The organism is Streptomyces sp. NPDC005820 (assembly GCF_040630255.1).
Classification (GTDB): Bacteria; Actinomycetota; Actinomycetes; order Streptomycetales; family Streptomycetaceae; genus Streptomyces.
In genome coordinates, this window is sequence record NZ_JBEXXE010000020.1 from 137484 (window position 1) to 162658 (window position 25175).

Consider the following 25175-nt stretch of genomic DNA (forward strand, 5'->3'; position numbering starts at 1 on the left):
TATTCTGAAGTATGTATATCCGCACTGATTGATATGGATGATATATGGATCTGCGGCACCTTCGGTATTTCGTGGCGGTGGCCGAGGAGCGTCACTTCGGCCGCGCCGCCGAACGGCTCCACATGGCCCAGCCACCGCTCTCCCAGCAGATCCGCCAACTCGAGGCCGAGCTCGGCGTCGAGCTGCTCCACCGCACCACACGCCGCGTCGACCTCACCGAGGCCGGCCGGGCCTACCTCGGCAGGGCGCGGGCGATCCTCGCCGACGTCGACGAGGCCACCCATCACGCACGGCTCGTCGCCGCCGGCTCGGTGGGCCACCTCACGATCGGCTGCGTGGGCTCGGCGACATACAGCCTCCTGCCCGCGCTATCGCGCCGACTCACCGAGGAACTGCCCGGCGTCGACTTCTCCTTCCGCGGCGAGATGCTCGCGCCCGACCAGGCCGAGGCGCTGCGCGTCGGCGCGATCGACGTCGCGCTGCTGCGCCCCGTGGCGGCCGATCTCTCCCTCACCGTGCACACCCTGCGCCGGGACCGGCTCGTCGTCGCCGTACCGGCCGACCACGCCCTGGCCCGCCGGAAACGGCTGCGCGTCACCGACCTCGCCGGCGCCGACCTGATCGTGCACTCCGCCGACCGCCGCTCCGTGATGTACGACGTCGTGCTGAGCCTGCTGCGCGACGCCGGCATCGAGCCGCACATCCGCCACGAAGTCGGCGAGACCTCCACGCTCATCACGTTGGTGGCCGGCGGCCTGGGCATCGCCGTCGTGCCCGACCCCGTGACAGCGTTGACGCTCGACGGGGTCACGTACCTGCCGCTGATCGGGGCCGACGCACGTGTGGAGTTGGCCGTCGCCCACCGGGCCGACCGCTGCGAACCCCACTTGGTGCGTACCGTAGGGATCATCCGGGCGGCATTGTGAGACGTCCCGCCGCCGCATACGGCGCAAGGCCTGTGCCCAACTGGCCCCACGGCTCCCTTTCCAGGGTTGACCGGTCGTCGAGGGAGCGGCCAAATGAATCAGAGGTCACGGATCTCACCGTACCCCCGCAGGCCGCGGCCCGGCGTTCGGCCTGGGCGGTGCGGTGCGGGCGCGTCGCTCTCCTGCGTCGGGGGCAGCCCGCCCGGGCGAGCGCCGAGCAGGTGGCCGAGCACGGCCGGGGCAGGGGTCCTCCGCACCGCCGGGGCCGGGTCTCCGGTCACCGCGCGCCGCCGAGCACTCGCCGGCGGGTTGGACGCATGGCATCACCGTTAGGGTCCTTCTCGGTGACGATCCCGTTCTCCGCCGCGCTGTCGAGGTTCCGCACGCACCTCGAGCCGGGCGCGCCCTCAACCGGCTCGTGAGAAGGAGGCGGTTCCGGCCGCTGCTGGAACTGCCTCCCCCGGCGGGTGACTGTCACCTCTCTCCCTCGCGGAGCGCTTCCGGAACATGGCAGCCACGTTCATGCGCCGGCACGGTCGGCCGTGACATGGTCGCAGGCGGCGGCAGCACCGCTCGGGGCGGTGCAGGCTGCCGGTGCGGCGTCCGGAGTCTCGCGGGACAGCACAGCTGGCGCGCCCGCACATGAAGCAGACCTGGGCCGGTGAGCGCGCCTCGATGCGGCATCGGCTCACCTGTGCAGGGACGTGGCGGGTCGCACGACGTACTGGCGCAGATACAGGTCGCGGTAGGTGACAGGACCACGGGGGCCGGGGACGCGGTCGATGTTGATGCCGGTTTCCGGCAGGCGCAGGAGCTTGAAGCCGTCGAGGAGGCGTGTGGTGGAGTTCCAGAAGACGCCTGAGCCGCCGTAGGCGTCCATGAACCGGGCTGCGGTGTCCGGGTCGTGGGTGGCGATGGCGGCGGCCAGTCCGGAGGTCTCCTCGTTGGCGATCCGTGCGGCTTGGACCGGGCCGTCCGCCTCGTCGATCGTCACCGTCGCCGCATGCTCGGAGTCCAGGGACCACTCGTAACCGCGCGCGTGGGCGTGCGGCGGCAGCGATGCCGTGATGCCGAGGTCTTCGAGGGTCTTCAGGATGCCCGGCAGCAGCCTGTCGTGGACAGCCCGGTCGATGAGGAGCAGGTTGAGCCGGTTGCAGACGCCCAGCCGGTCCAGGCTGCTGGTGATCAGCTCGTGCACCAGCTTCTCGTCGGCGTCCGGGGCTACGTAGAGCACTCCGCCGCCGTCCGCGTGGGCCAGCGTGCGCACACCGTGCCGGGCGGCCTCGCGGCCGAGTTCCCGGGTGCTGTCGCCGCTGCCGCGCAGGATGACCAGAGGGACGGTTCCGGGCAGCGACACCAGCGCGTATGCCGCCGCCCGGTCCTCGCTCGGCACCAGCTGGATGGCGTCCGGGTTCAGTCCCGCGTCGGTGAGGGCGGGTGTGATCACGTGGGTGACCAGGGCCTGGGAGGAGCGCAGGGCCGCCGAACCGGTGCGCAGCACGCCGCCGTTGCGGGACTTGAGGAACTGGGAGGCGACGTCGAGTGTCACATTCGGGCGCGCTTCGAAGTTCGCGCCGATGACCCCCACCGGGCGGCGGCGCTCCAGCAGGACCAGGCCGTCGGGACGCTCCTCGAGGACGGTCTCCCGCGGCTCGTGCGGGACGTCCGCCAGCGTGCGCAACGCCGCGGCCATGTCCTCAAGCCGTGGGCCGGTCAGGCGCAGGCGGTCCTGCAGGGCCGCCGACATCCCGCTCGCGGCGGCCGCTCGCAGGTCCTCCTGGTTCGCCGCCGTCAGCACGCCGCGTGCCGTGTGCAGCCGCCGGGCCATGGCCCGCAGCGCGCTGTCGATCTCCCCGTCCGAGGCCCGGGCCAAGGCCGCCGAGCCCTGCGCCGCCCGGACGGCGCAGGCGTGAACCGCCTCCTGGACGGAGCGGGGCACGCTCATCTCGTTCCTGCTCACATCGGTCCCTTCGCGGTCCAAGCACAATACCGACATACAGACGATGAGAGGATCGTTCAACGATCCCCCTGTACGGCAACTGTAAACCGCTCGGTTTCCTCATGGCAAGAGCGGAAGCGCTGGCGGCGCACCGTCGAAAAATGACCACCGGCTTGAGCGTGACCCCGTTCCCGCTGTCCTCGAAGGCCTGGCTGATCTCCCCGAACACGCAGTGCCTGATGAGCCTGCCGAACGGGAACCCGCCCGCCTCACAGAGGGCGATCAGCTGCGGAACCAGCACCTGCGGCACGACATCACCCTCGAGGACGAAGGTCACACCGGCGCCGGTGAACACGGAGCTGCCGATGTCCACGGCCGACTCGATGCCAGGCTCCGCCACGCCCACAATGGCAGCATGGCCGAGCACGCCCACCGGTCGGCGCCGGCCGCCCAACGGGCCCCGCACTCCGGGCACTCCCGCTCGCCCTCGCCACGGTGCACAGCCCAGGCACCGACGCTCGGCGTCCTCGGACACCACGCCAACGTACGGCGACCAGGCTATGCAGAAACCGGGATCGCAAACAGGCACTCATGCCGGCGTACGCCTGAACGTGCCCCGCTGCGTACAGGTGAACGTGCTCACTGTCCTTGCGGCTGAATCAGCTTCTCCGCCGGTACGCGCCGGGGGCCAGCCCGTGCATGCGTTTGAAGGCGTTGGCGAAGGCGAACTCGGAGGTGTATCCGACCTGGGCGGCGATCGATCTCAAGGGCGCTTCCGTCGCCCGTAGAAGGCGCGCTGCCGTGGTCAGTCGCCACCAGGTCAGGTAGCCGAGGGGCGGTTGACCGATCATCGAGGTGAAGCGCCTGGCGAACGTGGCCCGGGAAAGGCCGGCTTCCGCGGCGAGTCTCGCCACGGTCCAGGGCGCCGCCGGGTCCCGGTGGACGGCGTGGAGGGCGGCGGTGACCGGCGGGTCGTTGAGTGCTGCGGCCCAGCCTGTGGTGCTGTCGCGGGTGGGCTGTTCGGCAAGCCAGATGCGCAGGATGTACATCAGGAGCGTGTCCAGGAGCGCGGGGACGGTTGCGCTGGTGCCCAGGCGCGGATGGCCCACCTCGGCGGCCAGGAGTTGCACCGCCGCGTGCAGCTCGGGGTGGCGGTCGCGATCGGCCGGCAGGTGGATCAGGTCGGGCAGGGTCAGCAGCAGGGGGTGGGTCCGGGACGGATCGAGCCGGTAGGCGCCGCAGAGCACCACGGTGGACGGGCCACCCTGACCGAGGCGGTCGACGCTGTCCGACGCGTAGGATCCGGGCGGCTCGGCGTCGTCGGGGGTACAGGCAGGGGCGGTGACCGCGGTTGCCGGGCCGTCGGCCAGGGTGTGCCCGCTGCCGTGCGGCAGGAAGAGCACATCGCCCGCACCCAGTTGGACCGGTGCGGCGTGCGGGGGCAGGAGCCAGCAGTGGCCCTCCAGGATCACCTGGAAGCCTGCCGAACCCGGTACGGACGCGAACTGCTGTCCCCAGGGCGCATGCCATCGCACGTACGCCGACCGGGGCCGGCCGGTCCGCGCCACCGTGATCACATCGCTGAGCACATCCATGGGGCGAGCGTACGCATGAGACGCACGCGCATGAACAGGTCACCCTGACGCATGGATCGTCTCCGTGTGCGGTTCGTAGGTTCACTGCATGAAGATGAAGACCGCGCGTATCCACGCGTTCGGCGATGCGTCCGTGATCCGCTACGACGACGTTCCGCAGCCTCGACCCGGCGCCGGTGACGTGCTCGTCCGCGTCGCGGCGACGTCGTTCAACCCCACCGAGGCAGCGTTGCGCGCCGGGCTGCTGCAGGTGTTCCTTCCCGTGGATCTCCCCTACACGCTGGGCTGGGACGTCGCCGGCACGGTTGCCGAGATCGGCCCGGGGACCGAGGGGTTCGCCGTCGGCGACCGGGTCGTCGGGCGGCTGGAGGGTGCCGGCGCGGCCGCCGAGTACGTTCGGGCGCCGGGCGAACTGCTGGTCCCGGCACCGGCGTCCGTTCCTCTCACGCACGCCGCGGCCCTGCCGGTGGCGGGCCTGACAGCCTGGCAGGCGGTGTTCGAGCACGGAAAGGTGACCGCCGGCCAGCGGGTCCTGGTCAACGGCGCGGGAGGAGGCGTCGGCGGCTTCGTGACACAGCTCGCCAGGCACACCGGGGCCGAGGTGATCGCCACGGCCAGCGCCCGCAGCGCCCGGGCAGTCCGGCGACACGGGGCGGACCACGTCATCGACTACACCGCCGGGCCGGTCGCCACAGCGCTCGACGGCCCAGTGGACACCCTGCTCAATCTCGTGCCGCTGAGCCCGCACGATGCCGCTGCTCTGGCATCCGCGGTACGGCCGGGCGGGCGGATCGTCTCGATCACAACCCCTGTCGAACCGCCTGCCGACGCCGGGGTAAGGGCGATGCACATGGTTGCCCGCAACGACGTGGTGCAGCTGGCGGCACTCGTGGAACTCGTCGACGCGGGCGAGGTCGCACTCGACATCAGCGCATCACACCCGCTCGCCGACCTCGCGGACGTCCACCGCCTCGGTGAAGCCGGCCGGATCCGCGGCAAGGTCCTCATCATCCCCTGAACCCGACGCCGCACCCTGTAGCCGTCTGCCCACACCACAACACGGTGGGCACGTTCACGTGTACCCAGCTGAGCACGTTGGCGAGGACACCGACACCTCAGGCTTCACGCCCGCGAGGCGGAGGGCGAAGTCGCCGTACTGCCAGACGATCGTGCCCTCGGCGAGTTCGCCGTCCTCGCGGTACACGGAAGCCCGCTTCGTACTGCGCACGCAGAGCCAGCACACGGCCGCGATGCGGCTCGGCGAGAGAGCGGATCTCACGGTTCCCGACAAAAGCCTCGAGCCGGTGCCGGGCGTGGTAGCGCACGTGCGCCTCGGTGGCGCGGCGAAGGAGGGACACCGGTCCGCCGCCGCTGACGAACGGACCAGGTTCGTGGCCATCCCCGGATCGGCCACGCCTCGGGCCTGCCCGCAGCGGCCCGGCGCTCGCGGCCGACCGCGTCACCAATCCCCGGAGATCACCCTCTCCCTTCGCTGTGCGCCTCGGCGCTCTGACCCGCGTCCTTGACCATCGGCGAAAAAGAACCGGTCAACAGCCTTCGTGGTCGCAGGTGATCCGGTCCGCCGATGAGGGACGCTCGAGGCGCCGGAAATCCGGTGGAGCCGAAGGAGGTGGTGTCCGTACCGTCCATGGGATGACTTATCTGAGCCCCCTGGGATACCTGCTGGGCATCGAGGGCGCGGCTTTGCTGCGTGGCTTCAGGGAGGGGAGAGCCGACCGGGCGTTCGTCGAGGCCCGGATCACCGAGATCCGCACCCTGCTGGATGTGTCCGCCCTGGCGCATGTCGAGGGAGTCACGGCGAGTCCGGGCACGATCAGCGCGGCCGACGTCTACCAGGAGTGGGCGCCGCACTATGACGCCCCTGGCAATCAGATGATCGACGTCGAGCAGCCCGTTGTCCGGCGCATCCTGGACAGCCTGCCTGTCGGCGCGGCGTTGGACGCGGCCTGCGGGACCGGCCGCCACACCGCCTACCTGCGTGAACTCGGCCACGATGTGATCGGTGTCGACGCCTCGCCCGACATGCTCGCCCAGGCCCGCAAGAGGTTGCCTGACGTCGACTTTCACGAGGCCGAACTGCACCGGTTGCCGCTTCCCGACAACGCGGTCGACACCGTCGTCTGCGCCCTCGCCCTGACTCACGTTCTCGATCTGGCCGCCGCACTGGCAGAGTTCGCGCGTGTTCTGCGCCCGGGCGGGAACCTTGTGATCTCGGATGCCCACATGCTGGTGTCCTACCTCCGGCCGACCCTGGCCCGCCGTCCCGGCCCGGACGGCCGCCCGTCCCTCCTCACCGAATACCACCGCCCCCTCAGCGCCTACCTCGCCGCAGCCCTCCCCTTGGGCTTCCAGGTCCGGCACTGCGAGGAACCCCGCCACCCGCGCCGCTCCCCCGACACCGAGAGCGCCCCGGACCCACTCCCGACCGCCATGTCCTGGGACCTGCTCCACTGGTGCCCGCAAGCGTCGGCCGCGGCCCTGGACGATTCCCCGCTCGTGGTCATCTGGCACTTCCGACTCGACGGCACCGGAACGGGCTGAGTTGTTCGCCCCGGGATTTCGAGGCACGCCGTCCCTCGTCAGGGCGACGCCGCTGCCGACGCCGCCGGTCGGCAGGGACAAGCACTTTACGGGTTGAGTACTGGGCGGTGACCTCGCGTTCTCTGGTTGGCCCTGGGCTGCGATGTTGCACAGGCGCAACTCACCCGCGGCAAGCCCGGTGCCAACGGCACACTCCCCCGCGACCAGGTCAGATGCCGGGAGGAGCGCGATCGTCGGGTTCCGGTGGCACCCCCAGGATCAGGCGTCCCGCACGACGCCCTCCGTCCGGTGGCCTTCCAGGCGCGCGCGTTCCAGGCGATCAGATGGCGGGCCATCTCCGCACCTTCGGCGCGCGCCTCGGCCCGCGGCTCCGGCGCACACCACCGCGGACGGTCGAGGAGTCACACATCGCGGCGGAGACGGATGTCCGGCGCGAGGGCGCCGGTCGAGTCGTGGAGGTCCGTGAGGAGGCGCGCCCGGTTCCGCTCGACCCGCGCGGCGTGCCGGCGGACGAGCGCGCAGATGACAGGGGCGTCATCAGCGGCGCCCGGGCAGAACGTGCGTCGGCCGTGTAGGGACCCTGGGGGGGAGGGTGGAGGCCAACGGTTCGCCGGCTATGCCGCTACGGGTCGGCCTCCATCCTTTCAGGGCAGCGCGCGCGTGGCGCCTGGTCGGCGGCTCAGGGCGTCACCGCGCGGCCGGTCTGCGGGGAGATCACGCCGGAGCACAGGCCGCGAGCGGCCAGCCCTTGGGCGATGCGTGGGATCGCGGCGAGCGTGTTGGCGGCCCAGTCGTGCATGAGGATGATCTGACCGTTGGTGAGTCGGCCGGCGGCCTGCACGATCGCATCCGTACTGGCGCCGTTCCAATCCTGGGAGTCCACATTCCAGATGATCTCGGTCAGACCGTACTTGGCCTCCACCGCCTTGACCGTCGAGTTGGTCTCGCCGTAGGGCGGCCGCAGCAGCTTCGGCGTGCCGCCGCCCGCCGCCGCGATGGCCTGCTGGGTGCGGAGGATCTCCGAGTCGATCTGCGCCTGAGAGAGCTGGGTGAGATGGGGGTGCGTGTAGCTGTGGTTGCCGACCTGCATGCCGGCCGCCACCTGTGCCCTGACCTGGGCCGGGTAGGCGGCGGCGTAGCGCCCCTCGTTGAACATGGTCGCCCGCAGCCCGTTCCGCTGGAGCGCGCTCAGCAGGGCGGGGGTGTTCTGGGACGGGCCGTCATCGAAGGTGAGTCCGACGTATCCGGCGCAGGCGGCGGCCTGGGCCGGCGCGGTGGTGACGGTGAGGGTGCCGGCGGCGGCCAGCGCCAACGCGGCCAGGGTGGTCGTCAGGGGACGTGCGCCCGGATGCGTCCCGGCCGAGCTCATGCCGCCACCGTGATGGTGGAACTCCCGCTGCTCTGATACCCCTCGGTCGCGAGGATCATGTAGTACCTGAGGGTACCCAGGGGCATCCCCGCGCGGGCCCAGGCGTCGAAGTGGTTGCCCGTGGTGATGGCGCCGCCCGTCCGTTTCGCCTGACGTACGCTCCAGTACTGGTTGAAGGTCCTGGTGCCTTCGACGGACGGCGCGTTGTACCGCGTCGTCTGATAGATGTCGTAGGTGCCGCCGTCGCTGGTCACGGCACCCTTGTACGTGCCGGTCGGCCGGTAGGTGCCCCAGTTGTCGACGATGTAGTACTCGACGAGCGGGTTGGACGACCAGCCATAGAGGGCCAGGTAGCCGTTGCCGGACGGGCTGAAAGTGCCCGAGTACCTCACGGTCCTGCGTGAGCCGGTGCTCCAGCCCTTGCCGGCGACGAAGTTCCCGGTGTTGCGCCAGTTCGTACTGTATGTGCCGCCGGAGTCCAGGGTCATGGAGACCGTGCCCTGCGCGTCGGTCCAGAAGGAGTAGTAGAAGCCGTTGTTGGTGCCGGTCTGGTTCGTGGTGATGACGGTGGCCGCGCGGGCGGTGCCGGGCAGGACCAGCGTCGACGCGGCGCCCAGCAGTAAGGCGCAGGCGGTCCTGCGGGTTGTGGGGTGTGCGGGTACGGCGTGCATTCGAGGGTTCCTCCTCTTCTGAGGCCTGAATGTGGTCCGCAGTGTTGACCCGCCCTCATCCACTGTCAATAGTTTCGGTATCCATAACGAAAGCTTTCGAAGGTTTCTGACGCAGATTAAGCCAGCATTCTCTGCCTGAATCAGAGAAGATCGAGAGGGGAATCCGGCAGTACTTGCTTCGAATGTTTCGAAGACCTTCCGGATCAACCAGCCACTGCCTGTCGCGGCCTGGGTCTTGAGGTCGGCGGCGAAGGCGCGGATGCCGTTGAAGACCCCGTGATGTCGACCTCGAACAGACGCCGGGCGGCGGGGCCGCCGGCCGGCTTGACCCGCTCGCCCATGTACGCGGTCGGCGCCCGGGTCATCACCTGCGTCGTGGTGCCCCTCGCGCAGCGGAGCGACTCCCGCACCCGTTCTCGGGCCGGGTTCGAGTGAGGTGCCGGGGCATGGTCACACCGGTCGGTGCAGGGGCCCGGCCGGGCCGCCGGGCGGTGCCGGCCGGGCGGGTGCCGACTGGTAGCGGGCCAGCTCCCACGGGTCGTGGGCGGAGAACACCTCGACTTCGTCGCCGTGGTCGCGGACGAGCTCCCGCAGCCGGGCCTGTGTCCCCAGCCTCAGGTCGCGATGCACCTGTGAGCGCTCCTGGACGATGTCCAGCAGCGGGTGGGGCTCCTTCGACTGCCCGATCTCGCGGTGGTAGTAGTAGGCGTCGCCGCAGTGCAGGAGCCACCGGTCGTCGTCCTCGACGGCGACTCCGGCGTGGCCTTCGGTGTGGCCTGCGAGGGGGACCAGCCGGATCTGCGCGGGGAGTTGCTTCAGCCGCACGGCGGTGAAGCCGAACCACTGCTCGCCCGGTCCGGGGTCGTAGGCGACCCAGCGGGGAGCGTGCGCCCAGTGGGCCGGGCGGTAGCGGGCGCCGGCCCCCTCGGCGAGCGCCGCGTCCAGCTCGGCGGCGAGCACATGGACCTGGGCGTCGGGGAAGTCCGGAAGGCCGCCGCAGTGGTCCACGTCCAGGTGGGTCAGGACGATGTGCCGCACGTCGGACGGCTCATATCCCAGCCGGGCGACCTGGCGGACGGCAGTCTCGTCCTCGTCCAGCACGGGCTGCGCCATCTCGACCCACTCGGCGCCCAGCGCCCCCTCCGGGTCCCGGACATCGGCCAGGCCCAGCCCCGTCTCGACCAGGACCAGACCGTCCGCGTCGGTCTCCACCAGCAGACAGTGATTCACGGCCGGAGCACTCGGCGGGCCGTCGTAGGTCGCCTCGATCGTGCGCACCGATCCGCAGTTCAAGTGATGGATCTTCATGACGGCTAGGCTGCGACTTCAACCGCGGTTCAAGTCAAGGGGGTTCACGTGGACGGGTCGCTGCTGGACATCGCCGAAGTCGCGCAGCGGTCGGGGCTGGCACCGTCGGCACTGCGGTTCTACGAGAAGAAGGGCCTGATCGCCCCCGCGGGCCGCAACGGCCTGCGCCGCACCTACCACCCCGACGTGCTGGAACGCCTGGCCCTGATCACCTGCGCGCGCAGCGCCGGCTTCTCGGTCGCCGAGATCGCCCGCTTCCTCATAGCCCGGCCGTCCGACCCGGACCTGCGCCTGCGCATGGCCGCCAAGGCGCGCGATCTCGACGAACAGATCGGCAGGCTCACGCGGCTGCGCGACAGCCTCCGGCACGCGGCCGTCTGCACGCACGAACCCATCGTCGACTGCGCCGATTTCAAAAAGGCCGTGGGCAGCGTAGGGAGCGGGTCCCGTGCTGGTGAGCCGCAGGTTGGGCAGGTGCCCTCGGCGCCCGGTGTGGACGGGCGGGCGTGAACCGCCGGCCTCGGCCCGCGGACCGTTCGGCCCTCCTCCCCCGGGCGGTCGCCTTCCGCTTGCCTACACGGGGGGACGACGAGGGCTTCCCGCCTCTCGGCCGCAAGGGCTCCAGCGCCGGCCGACCCGAGTTACGGTCCCGGCTCCCGGCTACAGGGTGTGGGCGCGGGGGTGCAGCGGCTCGTAGAGGGAGAGTTCGCTGCCGCCGGGCAGGCGGAGGCTGGTGACGCGTCCCCAGCGCACATCGCGAACAGGCTGGGTGAATTCGACCCCCTGCTTCCTGAGCTCGCCCACGGTCGCCTCGACGTCGTCGCACATCAGCATCAGCTCGTGCGACGGCGCCCCCTCGGCCGGGTGCATGGCGAGCTCGGCCGGCGGGGTCTTGAAGATGAGCCAGCCGTGGCCCGCGTCGACGTACGGGTAGCCCAGCACATCCCGGAAGAACACCCGGTCGGCGTCTGCGTCCCGGCTGTAGATCACCATGTGTACACCGTTGATCACGCCTTGAGCCTACTTCAGGAACACGGCGATGGCGTCGAAGAGGCGTTGCATGCCGAAGCCGAAAGGGCGTCGAAATCGTGTCCCGTCCCCGTGCCACCGGACGAGCCACGGCAGAAACCCGCCCCGAGCGGGACCACACGGCGACCAGCCTGCAGGGCGACCGGCCTTGCTGTCGCGACTCCCGGTATGGCGCACGTCCACGCGTTTACAGGCCGGCCTGGGCGCCGCTGGGGGAATCCTCGGGCAGTGATCAGCAGGCCGGCCGTCCGATCGGCGGGTCGTGTGCCGCCGAGTCCTGTATTGCGGTGGCCGCCTGCTCCGCGACGTCCCTAGGGTCGGTGCGATGACACACAGCACGGTGGATCCGGCGACGATCACTCCGGACATGGCTGTTCAGGTTCGCAAGTGGCGGGTGGACGAGGACTTCTGGTGGCGTGCTGTGGCCCAGGCCGCGTCCGAAACCTGTGGGGCTCGGAATGGGGCGGAACTGAGGCACACCACCAGGTGGTTGCCGGTGCGGTGCCGGGATCAGCCGGGACGGCCATCGCCGCGGGCCACGTAAACCTGCGGAACACGAGGTCTACGAGACAACACGCTTCCCGAGCGAGATGGTGTACGGCAGCTCCGAGCGGGTCGGACTACGGGTGATCGCCTGCGGCCGCTACGCGACACTCACCTCGGTCGTTCACTCCCCGCACCAGTCCTGCGACGGTCGGTGGCCGGGTGCATCAGACCCACTCGGGGCCTGTTTTGGAAGACGTCGACAGTCCGCGGGTAATCCGTCCGCGAAGCCTCGCGGGGTCGGAGCCGGCTCCGAAGCACCTCCTGCCTTCGCTCGATCGGGTGCGCAGGATCGTGTCGCCTGCGTGCCCCCGCACACCGTCGCCCTAGGCTCGACGTGGCCGTGAATGTGATGGGTGTCGAGGTGACATGGAGCCGGGAAGCCTGGAGCTGCCTTCCGAGGTGGCGAGCATCGAGGTGGCCGCAGCGTGGGCCGAAGCGGTCGGCGCGGCGTGCGGGCTGGGGCAGGACCGGCGCTACCGCCTCGGTATGGCCGTTCGGGAGGCCGCCGCCAACGCGGTCCTGCACGGCAATCTCCGCGACCCCGCCAAGCGCGTACGGCTCAGCTGGCAGCGGGCCCGGCAACGGCTGACGGTGACCGTCGCGGACGAAGGAGACGGCTTCAGGTGGCCCGAGCCGACCGGCAAGGTCAACCTGAGCCCTTCGGGCCGCGGGCTCCTGTTGATCAGGCACTTCACCGACGACTGCACCATCGTGCGCCGCGACAACCCGCCGGGAACCGATCTGGTCCTGGCGTACGACACCAACCAGGAGAAGGACGCAGAGCCATGAAAATCACCACGCGCAAGACCAACGGCGTGACCGTGCTGGACATCACCGGCAAGATCACCATCGGCGAGGGCGACATCGCACTCCGATCCGCTGTCAATGAAGCCCTGAACGGCGGCGCGAAGAACATCCTGCTCAACCTGGCCAAGGTCACCACGATCGACAGCTCCGGCATCGGCGAAATGGTCTCCACCTACACCACCATCAGCAACAGGAGCGGCAGGCTCAAGCTCCTCAACGTGCCCGAGAAGGTCGTGGACCTCCTGACGATCACCCAGCTCATCTCGGTCTTCGAGATCTACGACGACGAGGCCGAGGCTCTGGCCAGCTTCTGACCGCTCCCCTCCCGAGGCTCGGGAACCGCACCACCACGACCGCCTTGACCGCCCGGACGTCGCGGCAAGGCAGGGCCCGCACGCCGCAGCCGTCCACGGCCGCGGCGTGCCGGGGACAGGCAGGCACTCCACACCACTGCCGGCCTGGATCGCCGCATCTCACAGTCACTGGCCGATGACGGCGACGAGGACCGCCGCCTCGAAGCGCACCGCGAGCTTGTCGAACCGGCAGGCCACCGCCCGGTGCTGCTTCAACCGGTTGAGGCCGCACTCGACCGCGTGGCGGGCAGCCTTGTAGTCCTCACGGTCGAAACCGGCAGGGCGCCCTCCCCGCGCACCTCGCCGTTGGCCGTTGCGGATCTGGTCGGCCGGCTCGGGGATGGTGCAGCGGATGCCGCGTCGGCGCAGGTACTCCCGGTTGACCCTGGAGGAGTACGCCGTATCCGCGCGTACTCGAACAGGGCGGGTACGTGGCCGCCCGGGACCGGTGCGGGGAACCCGGATCGCGTCAAGTACGGCCACGAACTGCGGCGAGTCCCCGCGCTGCCCGGCGGTCACGAGCAGGGACAGCGGCCGTTGACGCTGCTCGACCGCCAGATGGATCTTCGTCGTGAAGCCGCCCCGCGACCGGCCCGGCCCGTGGTCGGCAGCCTCCCGGCCCAGACCGCCCGGAGGCTCCTTCTGGCCGGCCCCGTCGGCCCGCGCCCGAACGACCTTCCACAACAGGCCCTGGTGGTTCCCCCGGCTCCGCCTGCCGAGCCGACCAGAATCCCCGGCGCGCAGGTATTGACCGGTCAATTGCTCAATCGTACGGTCATAAGTAGGCCGGTCGTCGAGCAGGTCCGGAGGGAGGCCCGCATGGCGCATCGGGCAAGGGTTCCCTCTCCTGGTGCTCGACCGCTGGCTGAACGCGTTCTCCACCGACGGCACGGTGCCGGCCGTGACAGGGCGCACCCCGCTCTCGGCAAAGTCGCCCGCCGGGTCGGATCACCACCAAGACGCACACACCGCAGACCGGGCTGGTCGGCTCGCTGCTCCCCATCAATTGACGGAATGTACGGTCGCACCATGACGGCGCCCCTTTACGTGCAGATCAGGCGAGAAATCGAAGCGAAGATCCGGGCCGGGGAACTGCTCCCCGGCGCGCGGCTGCCGACCGAGAAGGACCTCTCCACCCAGCACGGCGTCAGCCGCGCCACAGCCCAACGGGTCCTCAACGATCTGGCCGAGGCGGGACTGGCGGTCCGCCGGCGACGCCACGGAACGTTCGTCGCCGACGTGACACGGCAGATCAACCTGCTCAACTTCGTCACCCCCGCGGCGGCCGCGAAGGGCACACCGGGCAGACACGAAGTGATCTCCGCGCGGATCGTGACAGCCGCCGACGCCGTCCTGTCCCTGCCCGGCGCCTCGGCCGACACGGCCGTGGTCGAACTGGTCCGCCGCAAACTCGACGTACGCGAGGAGCCGCAGTCGGTCGAACGGCACGTGCTTCTGTTCGCGGTGGCTCCCCATCTGCTCGAGGAAGACCTCGAAGACCTCGTCACTCTGCGGTATCTCCAGCGCACAGGAGTGGCGATCGACACGATCCGGCTCCACCTCGATCCGGTGATCCTCGGCGAGCACGACGCCGCGCTGCTGCACAGCGAGACCGGCACCCCCGCGCTGATGAGGCGCAGGGAACTGCGCGCCGAAGACGGCACCGCCCTCGAAGTGGTCACCACCCTCGTCCGTCCGGGAACCGCCGAGTTCTTCCTCGAGCTTCCCGTCCCGGACCCGTGAGCGGCCGGCCGCCGCCCGGAAAGGAGACACGAAGAGCAATGAAGGTCATCGTCATCGGCGCCGGCGTACTGGGAGTGAGCGTCGCCAGGCAGCTTGCCGTCGCCGGCGCAAACGTTCTACTGCTCGATCAGCGGGGAGCCGGCACGGGTACGACCGCCACCACGTTCGCCTGGACCAACTCCAGCCGCAAGCCCGACCCGGACTACCACCGCCTGAACCTGGCCGGGATGACCGAACACGCCCGGCTCGCCGGTCAACTGCCGGGTGCTCCCTCGTACTTCACCAGCGGGGCGCTGCAGTGGGCGGACTCCACCAACGAGCAGTGGCTCGCCGACAACGTGGAACGATTGCAGTCCCTTCACTACCCTGCTCACTGGGTCACCCGTGCCGAAGCGACACGGATCGCAGGCAGCAGCGTGCGTGTCCCGGCGACCGTCACGTCCATCGCGCACTTCCCCGGCGAGGGATACGTGCTGCCGGACCTCTTCGTGAACAACCTGCTCGCAGATGCCCGACGACACGGCGCCACGTACGCGACCGGCGAGGCCGTCGGCCTCGACGACAGCCCCCACAGAGCGACCGTCACCCTGGCCGCAGGCCAGGTCCACTCGGGCGACCGAGTCGTCCTGGCGGCAGGGCGCTGGACACAGCGGCTCGCCGCGCAAGCCGGCATCAATGTCCCCATGGTGACCGACACCGGTCGCGGAGCGCCAACCGTCGGGTTGCTCGGATACGCCAGATCCCCCCGACTCGACCTGCGCTGCGTGATCCACAGCCCCGGCCTCAACCTCCGCCCCGCCGGCGGCGGACACACCGTCCTGCAGGCGCTCGATCTGAACGCCGACGTCGACCCGGCAAACCCGCCCTCCCCGGACGGGAACATCGCGGGCACCCTTGCCCGGCGGTTGTCCACACTGCTCACCGACCCCAGCCGGACTCCGCACATCGACCTCCGTGTCGGCTTCCGGTCACTGCCCGCGGACGGCCACACCATCGCCGGCTACGCCAGTGCGCAGTCCCGCGTCTACTGCCTCGTCACCCACAGCGGCATCACCCTGGCGCCGATTCTGGGTCGCCTGGCCGCGGCCGAGATCACAACCGGTCAAGAACAGCACCTGCTCCGGGCGTTCCGGCCCACACGATTCACCGGCGCACACCACTCCCCCGACGAGGCGGACCAACACGCCACCAAACTCGGCGAGCAGTAGCCGACAGCCCGCACACCACACGCCGAGGCCCCCGGGCCACTACGGCAAGCACACCGCACCGTCATCCGACGACGTCCGGGCGTACTGCGGCTTCACGAGAACCAGAACGCCGACGCGTTCGGCCATCGGATCACGGCCGCAGCCGAGGCAGACATCGCTCCTTCCATACGCCCCTCCCCGGATCACGATCGCCGGTCCCCTGACCGGAAGCCTTCCGAGGCGTCATAGCTTCTCCCTTTGTGCGCCGCGCGCCATCCCGCCGAAGATCACCGGAACGGGTGGCTCGGCACCCCTGCGGTGACGCCTGACGGGCGATGCCTGGCGCGTTCTCCGGTCAGCGCCTCTTCTGCCGCGTACGGTGAGGGCCGCGTCTGAGCCCTGTCCCGTTGGGAGGGGGCGGGCGCGGGCAGTGGGACACGGTAGCGCGGAAGGGCGGTTATGGCCGAGGCCATGGCGAGTGAGCTGGATGAGCGGGTGCTGGGGCGCCGGTGGACGGTGCGGCTGGACGCTGTCGGCCGGGGCAGTACGGAAGTACGCGTCTCGTGCAGCCGCCCCTCTTGTGCCGAGCAGCGTCTGCCGTCCGCGGCCGCCGGCCGTGCGGCCGCCGTCGCCCACCTCAAGGCCCATCTGCGGGCGGCCGCGGGGCCTCGGACCGGCGCGTACTGCGCGTGCCGGATCGAGAGCTGTCGTACGCACCTCTCCCCCGACGACCGGCAGATGCGTGGCCAGCCTTGGCGGTGCGGCGGGGCTGTCGTCCTGGCGGTGGTCGCCGACCGGGCCGGTCGCTGGTGGCAGGCGATGGAGTGCTGTGCCCGCTGCGCGGCCGCGACGCCCGGCGCGAAGGTCGTCACCCCCGCGGATTCGCCCGGCCCGGCGGCCCACACCCCCGTCACTGCCGACCGCGCGTCGGCCAACGCTGCGGGCGCGCCGCAGTTCTCCGACCTTTCCCCGCCGACGGCCGGCCCTCGGGAGGTTCCGGCGCCCCGCTCCACGCCGACGCGGCGCCGCCAGCCGCACAGGAAGATCGCACAGCGGGTCATTCCCCACGATCTGCGACCTGTCGTCCTGCGTGACGAACTCGTCGAACTCGGCGACCTGTTCCGCGCCTACCAGCGCCGCGCCGAACCCGACCTGGCGCTGCTCGCCGACCTCCACGAACGAAAGGCCCGCGCCTTCACCACCTGGGCCGACGTCACCGCCGACACCGGCTTGCGGCTGGAGGCACGCCGTGCCGAGCAGGCCGCCGCCGCTGCCCGCTCCCAGCACCTGCACCGGACCGGCTGCACCGTGGACAGCGACGGGCCGGCCGTCGCCCGCCTGCTGACGCCGGGGCAGGGGGAGCACGCGCGCTCCGTCCTCGCGTACGTGGCCGACCACAGCCCTCTGCCGGACCCGGACGCCCGGCTCCTGGTACTGATGCTGACCCTGCGCACCGCGCATGCCGGCACCGGCAACCTCGTCGGCCAGGACGTGACCTCGCTGGGCCTGGCCGACCCGGAGGACCTGGTCGAGAGGCTGACCGGCTGCGGATGGCTGGTCATCCCCGGCACGGCCGGTGACTTGCTCGCTTCCCGGCCGGAGAGCCCCACCGCGGTCAGCGTCCCGTCCCTGGTGCCCGGCGAGGACGGTGGTGGACCGTTCACGTTCGGCAAGAAGCTGCGGCCCAAGCTCAGCGGCTGGGCCCGGAGAGTCGTCTCGGACAGGAAGCTTCGCAAGGCCAAGGCCACCTCCGGCACCTGGCTGCTCGCCCTGGCCCTGGCCAGCCAGTGCAGCGTCTCGGGCCGGCTCGGCCCCGACGGCCAGGGCATCGCTCTGAGCTCCCTTGCTGCCTGGATCCCGGCGGATCACGGCGAGTTGCAGCGCCTGGTGGAGCAGCTGACGGCGGCGGACTGGCTCACCGAAGGCACCCTCGGCGACACCCATCTCACCGGGCAGCTGGCTGAACGCATCCTGCCGCTCACCTGCCCCCTCGCCGGCCAGACCGGACCGGTCGGGCCGGCCGACGACCTGCCCGGGTGAAGCCGCCGCGACTTCAGAGTTCCCGCAGCCATCTCACCCGCTCGTCGGTCAGCGACAGGCTCAACGCGTCCAGCGAGCGGTCCAGTTGCTCGGTCGTCTTCGGGCCGATCGACGGCCAGACGCCCGAGTGGTGCAGGGTCCAGGCGAGGGCGACGGTCTCGGGGCGGGAGCCGAGCCGGTCCGCCAGTTCGCGGCAGCGTCGGCGCCGGAGGCGGTTCTCAGCGGTGTCGAAGGCGTCCGGTCGGCCGTCGTTCTGCCGTGTTCCGGTGCGGGCGAAGAAGCCTCGGGCCTGGGACGACCAGCTCAGCAGCGGCAGGCCGTGGTCGCGGACGACACGGAGTACGTCGGCGCCGGCGTGGACGTTGCCGTTCATCAGGGCCGGGTCTGGTTCGGCGAGGCTGAACTGGTAGCTGGCCACCGGGGTCTGCCCGCGTTCGGCCAGGTGGTGCGCCAGGGCCGACAGACGCTCGGCCGGCCAGTTCGACACCCCGATCCGGCGGGCGTATCCGACCGCCACCAACTCCACGAGCGTGTCGGCGAGTTCGGCGACCGGTCTGGAGGGGTCGTCGCAGTGGAACAGCAGCACGTCGATGACGTCGACGCCGAGGCTCTCCAGGGAGGCGTGAACGTTCTCACGGACGAGGGCCGGGCTCAGCGGGATGTCCTCGCCCGTCAGGTCGTGGCCGACCTTGGTGACCACACCGAGGGCGCCGGGGTTCTTGCGCAGCCACTGGCCGACGGCGCCCTCGGCGCGGCCGCGCGCGTAGCTGCGCGAGGTCTCCACCAGCAGGCCGCCGGCGTCGGCGAAGTGGGTGAGTCGCTGTGCTGAGGTCTCGAACGGCTCGCCGCCGAAGGGGCCGCCGAGGATGAACCGGCGCACCGCGGTGCCGGCCGCTTCCCGGTCCGGGAGTTCGTCGAGGAGGTGGTCCAGGGGGGAGCGCGGCATCCGCGGCATCCTTTCGCTTCGGGGCGGTGGGGGGCGTCGGCGGATCAGGCGTGGCCGTCCGCCGCGACCCGGCGAAAGCCGTCGACCTCCTGGAAGGGCCGGGGTAGATACGTTCTGAGGGGTAGCTGGACCGTGTTGAGCATCAGGGCGGACATGCTGAAGCTGCCGATGCAGCCGATCAGGTCGAGCAGGCCGTCCTCGCCGAAGAGGGCGAGCGCGGCGTCGTAGGTCTCCTGGGAGACGAAGTGGTCCTCCAGCATCTCGCGGGCGAAGGCGTGGAAGAGCCGCTCGTCCTGGGCCTCGAACTTCGGGTCCTCGCCACGTGCCAGCCGGTCCAGGCTCTCGGCCGGCACGCCTTCGGCGACCGCCTGCTCGATGTGGGCGTTCCAGGCCGACTGGCTGTCGAAGTGGCGTGCGACGATCAGCACGCTCAGTTCGCGCAGCCGCTGCGGGTGCTTGGACCGGCTGCGGCAGTACGCGCCCAGTCCCTCGACCCAGTAGGCGAGTTCGGGATGGCGGGCCCAGACGTAGAAGGGCGGGGGCAGCTCGTCCTCGGGGCTCAGGCCCAGGGTGCTGTGCAGGATTTCTATTTGACGGGGGGTCAGGTCGCTCTTGTGCAGGGGTGACAGACGCATGGTCGCGGCTCCGTCCGTTGGGGTTCTGTGTGAGATCACCAGGCGGTGGTCTGCGCTGTGAGGAAGCGCCGGTGGAAGGCGGCCTTCGCCGGCTCGGCCAGGGGGATCGGCGCCCAGCCGTGGCCGGTTTCGAAGACCTCGGGCAGATGGGCCCGAGTGGCGGGCCAGTCGGGCCGGCCCGGTCCGCCGCCCGGAGCGCCGGTGGCGGCGAAGTGGGCGACGTAGTCGGTGAGGAGGTGCGCGGTGTGCCGGTCCTCCTCGGTCCACGGTCGGTCCAGGGCGTGCAGGGAGCCCAGGAAGTAGGGGATCTCCGAGCCGTGGAAGGCGCCGCGTGACTCCCCTTCGGGGCCGGGCGGCGTACGGGTCCAGAAGTAGGTGAAGACGTCGCTGTCGGCGCCTTTGGCCCACTCCGCCGCCCACAGGTGGGTGCTGGTGCGCGCGGAGTCGGCGCGGGCCGTGTTGTGCTGCGCGGTCGCCTCGGCGTCGGTCGTCGCCGGGTACAAGGTGAGGAATTCCGCCGCGTGGCCACCGTATCGGCGTACGGCCGCGCGCTCGTACTCCTCGACGGTCAGCCGTAGTTGCGGGCCCGCGCCGCTCTCGTCCCGGTTGTTGCCGATCAGGAGGGGTACATCGTTCTGGGCGCCGGCGGCCAGTGTCTCGGCGTAGGTGCGGGGCAGGACCCGGCCGTCGACGACCGGCCGGAACAGCGGGGGCGGTGGGGTGCCGGGTATGCGTGGGTCGTCGGCAGTGCTGCCCTTCAGCAGGGTCTCGACGGGGAGGGCGCGCAGTGCGTCGAGTGTGGTGGCGCCGCGTTCGCGGGCGTAGGCCGCGCCGTCGGCTTCGGCCTGCGCGAGGCTCCGGTGGGAGGGGGCGAGGGTGGCGATCGCCGGGTCCTGCGGGTGCAGTACGGCGCTTTCGGCGATCGCCCGATGGAACAGACCGGCGGCGAGCGGCGAGTACACCAGGTCCATCACCGAGGCGGCTCCGGAGGACTGCCCCGCGATGGTCACCCGTCCCGGATCGCCGCCGAACGCGGCGATGTTGCGCCGCACCCAGTGCAGGGCCTCGATCTGGTCGAGCAGGCCGTAGTTGCCGGAGGCCTCCTGGCCGGACTCTGCGCTGAGTTCCGGTGTGGCCAGGAAGCCCAGTGCGCCGAGGCGGCTGTTGACGGTGACCACCACGAGGCCCTTGGCGGCGAGGCCGGAGCCGTCGTACCGGGGGTCGGCTCCGCTGCCGTGGAGGAAGCGACCGCCGTGCAGCCAGACCAGTACGGGGAGGCGCTCGTCCGGCTGCTCTGCGGGGGTCCAGATGTTGAGGTGGAGACAGTCCTCGTCGCGCGGGAGTGACGGGTCGGCGAGTTCGGACGGGGGTTGCGGACAGATCGGGGCGAAGTCCGTCGCGGGCCGTACGCCGTCCCAGGGCTGCGGCGGGCGTGGGGGCCGCCAGCGGTGGGGGCCCCCGGTGCTCGCCGCGTACGGGATGCCCCGGTAGGCGGTGACATCGGGGAGGAGGGCGGGCCTGCCGGAGACCTGGCCGTACTGCGTGCGCGCGAGGGGGCGCGGGGTGGTCATGCGTGTGTTCCTGTCAGTGGTTCCGGTGCGGGTACCAGGAGCGGCAGGCCGGCCGACGGCGGGTCAGGCCGTGCGCCACCAGGCGTAGTACTTGTCGCCGTAGCCGTCGATGATCTCGGGGTACTCGTGGTCGGCGTCCGGGAACTCGAAGAAGTCGTGCGGGACGTCGAGTTCGGTGAAGCGGGTGTCCAGGTCGCGGATGGTGGGCGCGAGGCGGGTGTCGAGGCGGCCGGAGAGCAGCCGGACCTGGCTGGTGCGGCGCAGTTCGGGGGCGTTGGCGAGGACCAGGCTCCAGGGGTGGCAGAGGTCGTAGTACTCCTGGTCGCCGAAGTAGGTGTTGTTGACGCGGTCCTCGGGCTCGTCCTTGAGGTCGCGCAGGATGGCGGGGGCGATGGCCGACACCCTGCCGAAGATCTTCGGGTACTTCAGGCCGAGGTGGAGGGCGCCGAAGCCGCCCATGGAGAAGCCCTCGATCGTGCGGGCGGACGCCTCGGGAATGGTCCGGTACGTCTCGTCGACGTGCTGGACCAGGTCGAAGGCGGTGATCTGGGCGAGCGGGCGGGCGCCGTCCTTGGAGTCGACGTACCAGCCGATCGGCAGGATGTGCGGCAGCACGACGATCGTCGGAGGGATCACCTCAGCACGGACGGCCTTGTCGATGCGCGCAACCATTTCGGAACCCTGGCGGGAGTTGCCGAACCCGCCGTGCAGCCAGTAGATGACGGGGAAGCGCCGTTCCGGCTCGGTCTCGTACTGCGGAGGGAGGTAGAGCTGGTAGTTGCCCTGGGCGTCCGCGCTGCCGCGCGAGGGCTGCGGGTAGAGCCGGAACGTGGTCAGCTCCTGGTCGTCCTGGACCGGGTCGATCCACTGCTGTTCGATCTCTGCCATCTGTTCCGGGGTCGTGCTTACCTGGTGAACCTTCTGCACCACGGTGTGGTTCCTCTCGGTGGGTTCTCACGCGCGGCCCGGGACCTCCGAGGCGGCGCCGGCAGCCCTCCGGCCCAACCCACCCGGGCGTTTCATTACGCGGAATGGTGTATCTTTAGGTGGAACGCTCATCAGTGAAACCGTGCGACAGGAGCCTGTCAATGGCCGGGATCGAAACTTCAGAGGAGTCTCAGACGCGGGGCCGCGGCGGGCGCAGCTCCCTCGCCGGCAACGCGACCGACAAAGCACTGAACCTGCTGGAGGCCGCCGCCGCGCCCGGCTACCCGCACCGCCTCGGCGACATCGCCGCGGCCGCCGGGGTGCCCAAGGCCAGTGCGCACCGCATCCTGCAGAACCTGGTGGGCACGTCGTACCTGGCCTCCGACGGCGCCGGCAGCTACAGCCCGGGGCCGCGCCTGCGCGCGCTCGCCGCGCGGGTCACGCAGGGCTGCGAGGAGGACCAGGTGATGCGCGCCGAGCTGGAGGTACTGGGCCGGCGCGTCGGCCACACGGTGCAGATGGGCGTGCGCACCGGCGACGCGGTCACCCTGCTGGTCAAGGTGGCCGGTCCGAACGCGGTGCAGGACTCCACCCGCGTGGGCATGCAGCTGCCGCTGCACACGACGGCGATCGGCAAGTGCGTGCTGGCCGGTCTGGACGACGGGGAACTCACCGCGCTCATGGACCGGGTGGGCACGCCCGCCCGGACGGAGAACTCCCTCACCGACCTCGCCGCGCTGCGCACGGAACTCGCCCGGGTACGCGATCAGGGTTTCGCCCTCGAGGACGAGGAGAACGAACCCGGTGTGCGCTGCCTCGCCGCACCGGTCCGCAACGCCAAGGGCTCCGTCGTCGGCGCGGTCAACGTCTCGACGATCGCCTTCCTGGAGAGCCGCGACACGCTGCTGGACCTGGCCGACGGCGTGCGGGCCACGGCGGACGCGTTGCACGGCCTGCTGGGCTGAACCCGCCCGTCCGCCGAAGGCGCCGAAGGCCCCGGGAGACCGGGGTCTTCGGCGTTCCCGGCCGCCTTCGGCGCCCTCGCCGGACGGGGAATCCTTGCGTGACGTGCACGCTTATCGTGCGCGTCTGTCGCCCTGTTCGTCTTGTACGGCAGGTAGACAACCCGGGCCTGTTTCCGCAGGGTTACAGCACCGGGCCGCCGGTGTCGCTCGAGACACCCGCCCGGACTCGTCGGCCAGCCCCCGACGAGGCACCACCCGTGCACGATCCTCGCGAGCAGCGGGAGCACCTCCGGTTCGTCGCCGCTCATTGCACACCGCCGCCCCAGCGCGCAGCGGTCCCTCCGCGACGTACGCCGCCCACAGGGGTTCCCTTCCCGTTCATCCCGGTCTCCGCCGCCGTGGCGGACTTCCCGTGGCGCAAGGAGAAGACATGCACACCCTCGTCTCCACATCCCACCGGCCCCTCGCGAGAACACGCCGGGCCGCCCTCGCCGCCCTGTGCGCCGGGCTCTCCCTCACCGTGGCCGCCTGCGGCGGCGGCACGGGCACGGCAGGCGCCGAGAGCACCGGCAGGGCGGTGCCCGGTGACACCCTGACCGTCGCCGAGCAGCAGGCGCCGCCCACCCTGAACCCGGGCAGCCTCGACCTCGGGTTCGTCGACTTCACGATGCTGTCGTACGAGTCGCTCTTCTACCTCTCCCCCGAGGGCAAGGTGGAGCCGGCGCTGGCGAAATCCTGGAAGTACGTCGGCACGGGCAACACCGAGCTGTCCGTGACCCTGCGCTCCGGCGTGAAGTTCGCCGACGGGACGGCGGTGACCGCCGACGCGGTGAAGGCCTCGCTGGAGTACGCGAAGAAGGCGCAGGGCAACCAGGCCCACTACCTGACGGACGCGACGATCACCGTCACCGGCCCGCTCGCGCTGACCATCGAGCTCGCCGAGCCCAACCCGATCCTGCCCACGCTGCTGACCCAGTCCTACGGCATCGGCCAGATCATCAGCCCCAAGGGCCTGGCCGACGCGGCGAGCCTGACGCCGACCACGGCCAGCCAGGGCGCGGGACCGTACATCTACCAGCCCTCCGACAGCGTCGCCGGCGACCACTACACCTACACGGCCAACCCGGACTACTACGACAAGTCCAAGCAGCACTACAAGAAGATCGTGATCCGGATCGTGCAGAACGGCCAGACCGGGGTCAACGCCATGAAGACGGGCCAGGTCGACGTCTACAAGGGCGACTACACCTCCGCGGCCTCCGCCAAGTCGGCGGGCATGTCGACCGTCGGACTCCCGGTGATCCTGCAGGGGTTGAGCCTCATCGACCGGGAAGGTGAGGTGTCCGAGCCGCTCGGCGACGTCCGGGTCCGGCAGGCGATCAACTACGCCATCGACCGGGAGGCCGTGACGAAGGCGCTGCTCGGCTCCAGCGGTACGCCGACGACACAGACCGTCATCAAGGGCGGTGACGGCTACTCGGAGGAGATGGCGGACTACTACACCTACGACCCCGCCAAGGCCAAGCAGCTGCTGAAGGAGGCCGGTTACCCGGACGGCTTCGAACTCCCGGTGCTGGCGGCCACGTTCGTCGGCTTCGATACCATGGCACAGGCCATCGCGGGGCAGTTGGAGAAGGTCGGCATCAAGGTGAAGGTCACCGCCGTCACGAGTATCACCTCCTTCGTGGAGAACCAGACCAACCACAAGTACCCGGCGGTCTCGGGCGGGTTCACCGAGGAGCCGATGTACCTCGAGGGCCTGGACCTGTTCATGCCCGGTTCGAAGGTGTTCAACGGCTTCGGCTCCACCTCCCCCGAGCTCACCAGCCTGTTCGACAAGGCAGCCGCCGCCGAGCCGGCCGAGCGCGCCGGCCTCGACCGGCAGATGCAGGAATACCTGGTCAAGAACGCCTGGTTCGCCCCGGTCGCCTTCACCCCGGTCAACTACTACGTCCGTCCCGGCATCGGCGGCGTGAAGGTCAGCGCCGGAGCGCCGTTCGCCAGCCCGCTGGCCTTCTACGCCACCAAGTAGAACCACGCCACCAAGTAGGAAAAG

General features: G+C 70.6%; 22 protein-coding genes and 2 pseudogenes. 11 read left to right on the forward strand and 13 right to left on the reverse strand.

What is annotated here, in order from left to right; all coding sequences use genetic code 11:
- Positions 1-44 precede the first annotated feature (44 nt).
- Positions 45-926 (forward strand): LysR substrate-binding domain-containing protein, encoded by an 882-nt coding sequence (locus ABZ464_RS25100; RefSeq protein WP_359279955.1) that lies wholly within the window; start codon positions 45-47, stop codon positions 924-926.
- A 688-nt stretch (positions 927-1614) separates the two neighbouring features.
- Here the strand turns inward: ABZ464_RS25100 and ABZ464_RS25105 are convergent.
- Positions 1615-2886, reverse strand: a complete 1272-nt coding sequence (locus ABZ464_RS25105) for an aldehyde dehydrogenase family protein (RefSeq protein ID WP_359279956.1) — start codon at positions 2884-2886, stop codon at positions 1615-1617.
- A 638-nt stretch (positions 2887-3524) separates the two neighbouring features.
- Entirely contained in the window at positions 3525-4460 is a 936-nt protein-coding gene (locus tag ABZ464_RS25110; RefSeq protein ID WP_359279958.1) for an AraC family transcriptional regulator, read from the reverse strand.
- 88 nt (positions 4461-4548) lie between these two features.
- Between ABZ464_RS25110 and ABZ464_RS25115 the strand changes: the two genes are divergently transcribed.
- Entirely contained in the window at positions 4549-5478 is a 930-nt protein-coding gene (locus tag ABZ464_RS25115; RefSeq protein ID WP_359279960.1) for an NADP-dependent oxidoreductase, read from the forward strand.
- Positions 5479-5532: 54 nt separating this feature from the next.
- Here ABZ464_RS25115 and ABZ464_RS25120 read toward each other — a convergent pair whose 3' ends face one another.
- Together ABZ464_RS25120 and ABZ464_RS25125 are read right to left on the reverse strand one after the other, a co-directional pair.
- The gene (locus ABZ464_RS25120; RefSeq protein ID WP_359280037.1) at positions 5533-5688 is read right to left on the reverse strand and encodes a hypothetical protein; all 156 of its coding nucleotides are present in this window, start codon (positions 5686-5688) and stop codon (positions 5533-5535) included.
- A 34-nt stretch (positions 5689-5722) separates the two neighbouring features.
- Positions 5723-5923: pseudogene (locus tag ABZ464_RS25125) on the reverse strand (hypothetical protein); the annotation flags it as partial.
- A 190-nt stretch (positions 5924-6113) separates the two neighbouring features.
- Here ABZ464_RS25125 and ABZ464_RS25130 point away from each other — a divergent pair.
- Positions 6114-7022, forward strand: coding sequence for a class I SAM-dependent methyltransferase (locus tag ABZ464_RS25130; RefSeq protein WP_359279962.1), 909 nt, complete (start codon positions 6114-6116; stop codon positions 7020-7022).
- 679 nt (positions 7023-7701) lie between these two features.
- On the opposite strand, the gene ABZ464_RS25135 is transcribed toward ABZ464_RS25130, so the two are convergent.
- The 3 genes from ABZ464_RS25135 to ABZ464_RS25145 all read right to left on the reverse strand — a co-directional run bounded on the left by ABZ464_RS25135 (position 7702) and on the right by ABZ464_RS25145 (position 10370).
- Positions 7702-8391 carry a polysaccharide deacetylase family protein gene (locus ABZ464_RS25135; RefSeq protein ID WP_359279963.1) on the reverse strand — a complete coding sequence of 230 codons (690 nt, stop codon included), beginning with the start codon at positions 8389-8391 and terminating at the stop codon, positions 7702-7704.
- A complete protein-coding gene (locus ABZ464_RS25140) occupies positions 8388-9062 on the reverse strand; it encodes a glycoside hydrolase family 11 protein (protein WP_359279965.1) in 675 nt (224 codons plus the stop codon). Before ABZ464_RS25140 ends, ABZ464_RS25135 begins: the two co-directional genes overlap by 4 nt.
- A 450-nt stretch (positions 9063-9512) precedes the next feature.
- Positions 9513-10370, reverse strand: a complete 858-nt coding sequence (locus ABZ464_RS25145) for an MBL fold metallo-hydrolase (protein WP_359279967.1) — start codon at positions 10368-10370, stop codon at positions 9513-9515.
- Positions 10371-10418: 48 nt separating this feature from the next.
- Here ABZ464_RS25145 and ABZ464_RS25150 point away from each other — a divergent pair, with 48 nt between their 5' ends.
- Positions 10419-10880, forward strand: a complete 462-nt coding sequence (locus tag ABZ464_RS25150) for a MerR family transcriptional regulator (RefSeq protein ID WP_359279969.1) — start codon at positions 10419-10421, stop codon at positions 10878-10880.
- A 150-nt stretch (positions 10881-11030) separates the two neighbouring features.
- Here the strand turns inward: ABZ464_RS25150 and ABZ464_RS25155 are convergent, their stop codons facing one another.
- The gene (locus ABZ464_RS25155; RefSeq protein WP_359279971.1) at positions 11031-11381 is read right to left on the reverse strand and encodes a VOC family protein; all 351 of its coding nucleotides are present in this window, start codon (positions 11379-11381) and stop codon (positions 11031-11033) included.
- A gap of 930 nt (positions 11382-12311) precedes the next feature.
- Between ABZ464_RS25155 and ABZ464_RS25160 the strand changes: the two genes are divergently transcribed.
- Positions 12312-12734 (forward strand): ATP-binding protein, encoded by a 423-nt coding sequence (locus ABZ464_RS25160; protein ID WP_359279973.1) that lies wholly within the window; start codon positions 12312-12314, stop codon positions 12732-12734.
- Positions 12731-13066, forward strand: a complete 336-nt coding sequence (locus ABZ464_RS25165; protein WP_359279975.1) for an STAS domain-containing protein — start codon at positions 12731-12733, stop codon at positions 13064-13066. Before ABZ464_RS25160 ends, ABZ464_RS25165 begins: the two co-directional genes overlap by 4 nt.
- 165 nt (positions 13067-13231) lie before the next feature.
- On the opposite strand, the pseudogene ABZ464_RS25170 reads toward ABZ464_RS25165, so the two are convergent.
- Positions 13232-13771: pseudogene (locus ABZ464_RS25170) on the reverse strand (IS5 family transposase); the annotation flags it as partial.
- A 363-nt stretch (positions 13772-14134) separates the two neighbouring features.
- Here ABZ464_RS25170 and ABZ464_RS25175 point away from each other — a divergent pair.
- The 3 genes from ABZ464_RS25175 (at position 14135) to ABZ464_RS25185 (ending at position 18075) form a co-directional block, all read left to right on the forward strand.
- Positions 14135-14848: a GntR family transcriptional regulator gene (locus ABZ464_RS25175; protein WP_359279977.1), complete on the forward strand. Its 714-nt coding sequence runs from the start codon at positions 14135-14137 to the stop codon at positions 14846-14848.
- 38 nt (positions 14849-14886) lie between these two features.
- The gene (locus ABZ464_RS25180; protein WP_359279979.1) at positions 14887-16056 is read left to right on the forward strand and encodes an FAD-dependent oxidoreductase; all 1170 of its coding nucleotides are present in this window, start codon (positions 14887-14889) and stop codon (positions 16054-16056) included.
- A 450-nt stretch (positions 16057-16506) separates the two neighbouring features.
- Positions 16507-18075 (forward strand): hypothetical protein, encoded by a 1569-nt coding sequence (locus tag ABZ464_RS25185; RefSeq protein ID WP_359279981.1) that lies wholly within the window; start codon positions 16507-16509, stop codon positions 18073-18075.
- A gap of 13 nt (positions 18076-18088) precedes the next feature.
- On the opposite strand, the gene ABZ464_RS25190 is transcribed toward ABZ464_RS25185, so the two are convergent.
- The 4 genes from ABZ464_RS25190 to ABZ464_RS25205 all read right to left on the reverse strand — a co-directional run bounded on the left by ABZ464_RS25190 (position 18089) and on the right by ABZ464_RS25205 (position 22115).
- Positions 18089-19021, reverse strand: a complete 933-nt coding sequence (locus tag ABZ464_RS25190; protein ID WP_359279982.1) for an aldo/keto reductase — start codon at positions 19019-19021, stop codon at positions 18089-18091.
- A 44-nt stretch (positions 19022-19065) separates the two neighbouring features.
- The gene (locus tag ABZ464_RS25195; protein WP_359279984.1) at positions 19066-19656 is read right to left on the reverse strand and encodes a carboxymuconolactone decarboxylase family protein; all 591 of its coding nucleotides are present in this window, start codon (positions 19654-19656) and stop codon (positions 19066-19068) included.
- 35 nt (positions 19657-19691) lie between these two features.
- Positions 19692-21227, reverse strand: a complete 1536-nt coding sequence (locus tag ABZ464_RS25200) for a carboxylesterase family protein (RefSeq protein WP_359279986.1) — start codon at positions 21225-21227, stop codon at positions 19692-19694.
- Positions 21228-21290: 63 nt separating this feature from the next.
- Complete coding sequence (locus tag ABZ464_RS25205) at positions 21291-22115, reverse strand: alpha/beta hydrolase-fold protein (protein WP_359279988.1); 825 nt, start codon at positions 22113-22115, stop codon at positions 21291-21293.
- Positions 22116-22315: 200 nt separating this feature from the next.
- Here ABZ464_RS25205 and ABZ464_RS25210 point away from each other — a divergent pair, with 200 nt between their 5' ends.
- A complete protein-coding gene (locus ABZ464_RS25210; protein ID WP_359279990.1) occupies positions 22316-23119 on the forward strand; it encodes an IclR family transcriptional regulator in 804 nt (267 codons plus the stop codon).
- A gap of 430 nt (positions 23120-23549) precedes the next feature.
- Entirely contained in the window at positions 23550-25151 is a 1602-nt protein-coding gene (locus ABZ464_RS25215) for an ABC transporter substrate-binding protein (protein ID WP_359279992.1), read from the forward strand.
- Positions 25152-25175 lie beyond the last annotated feature (24 nt).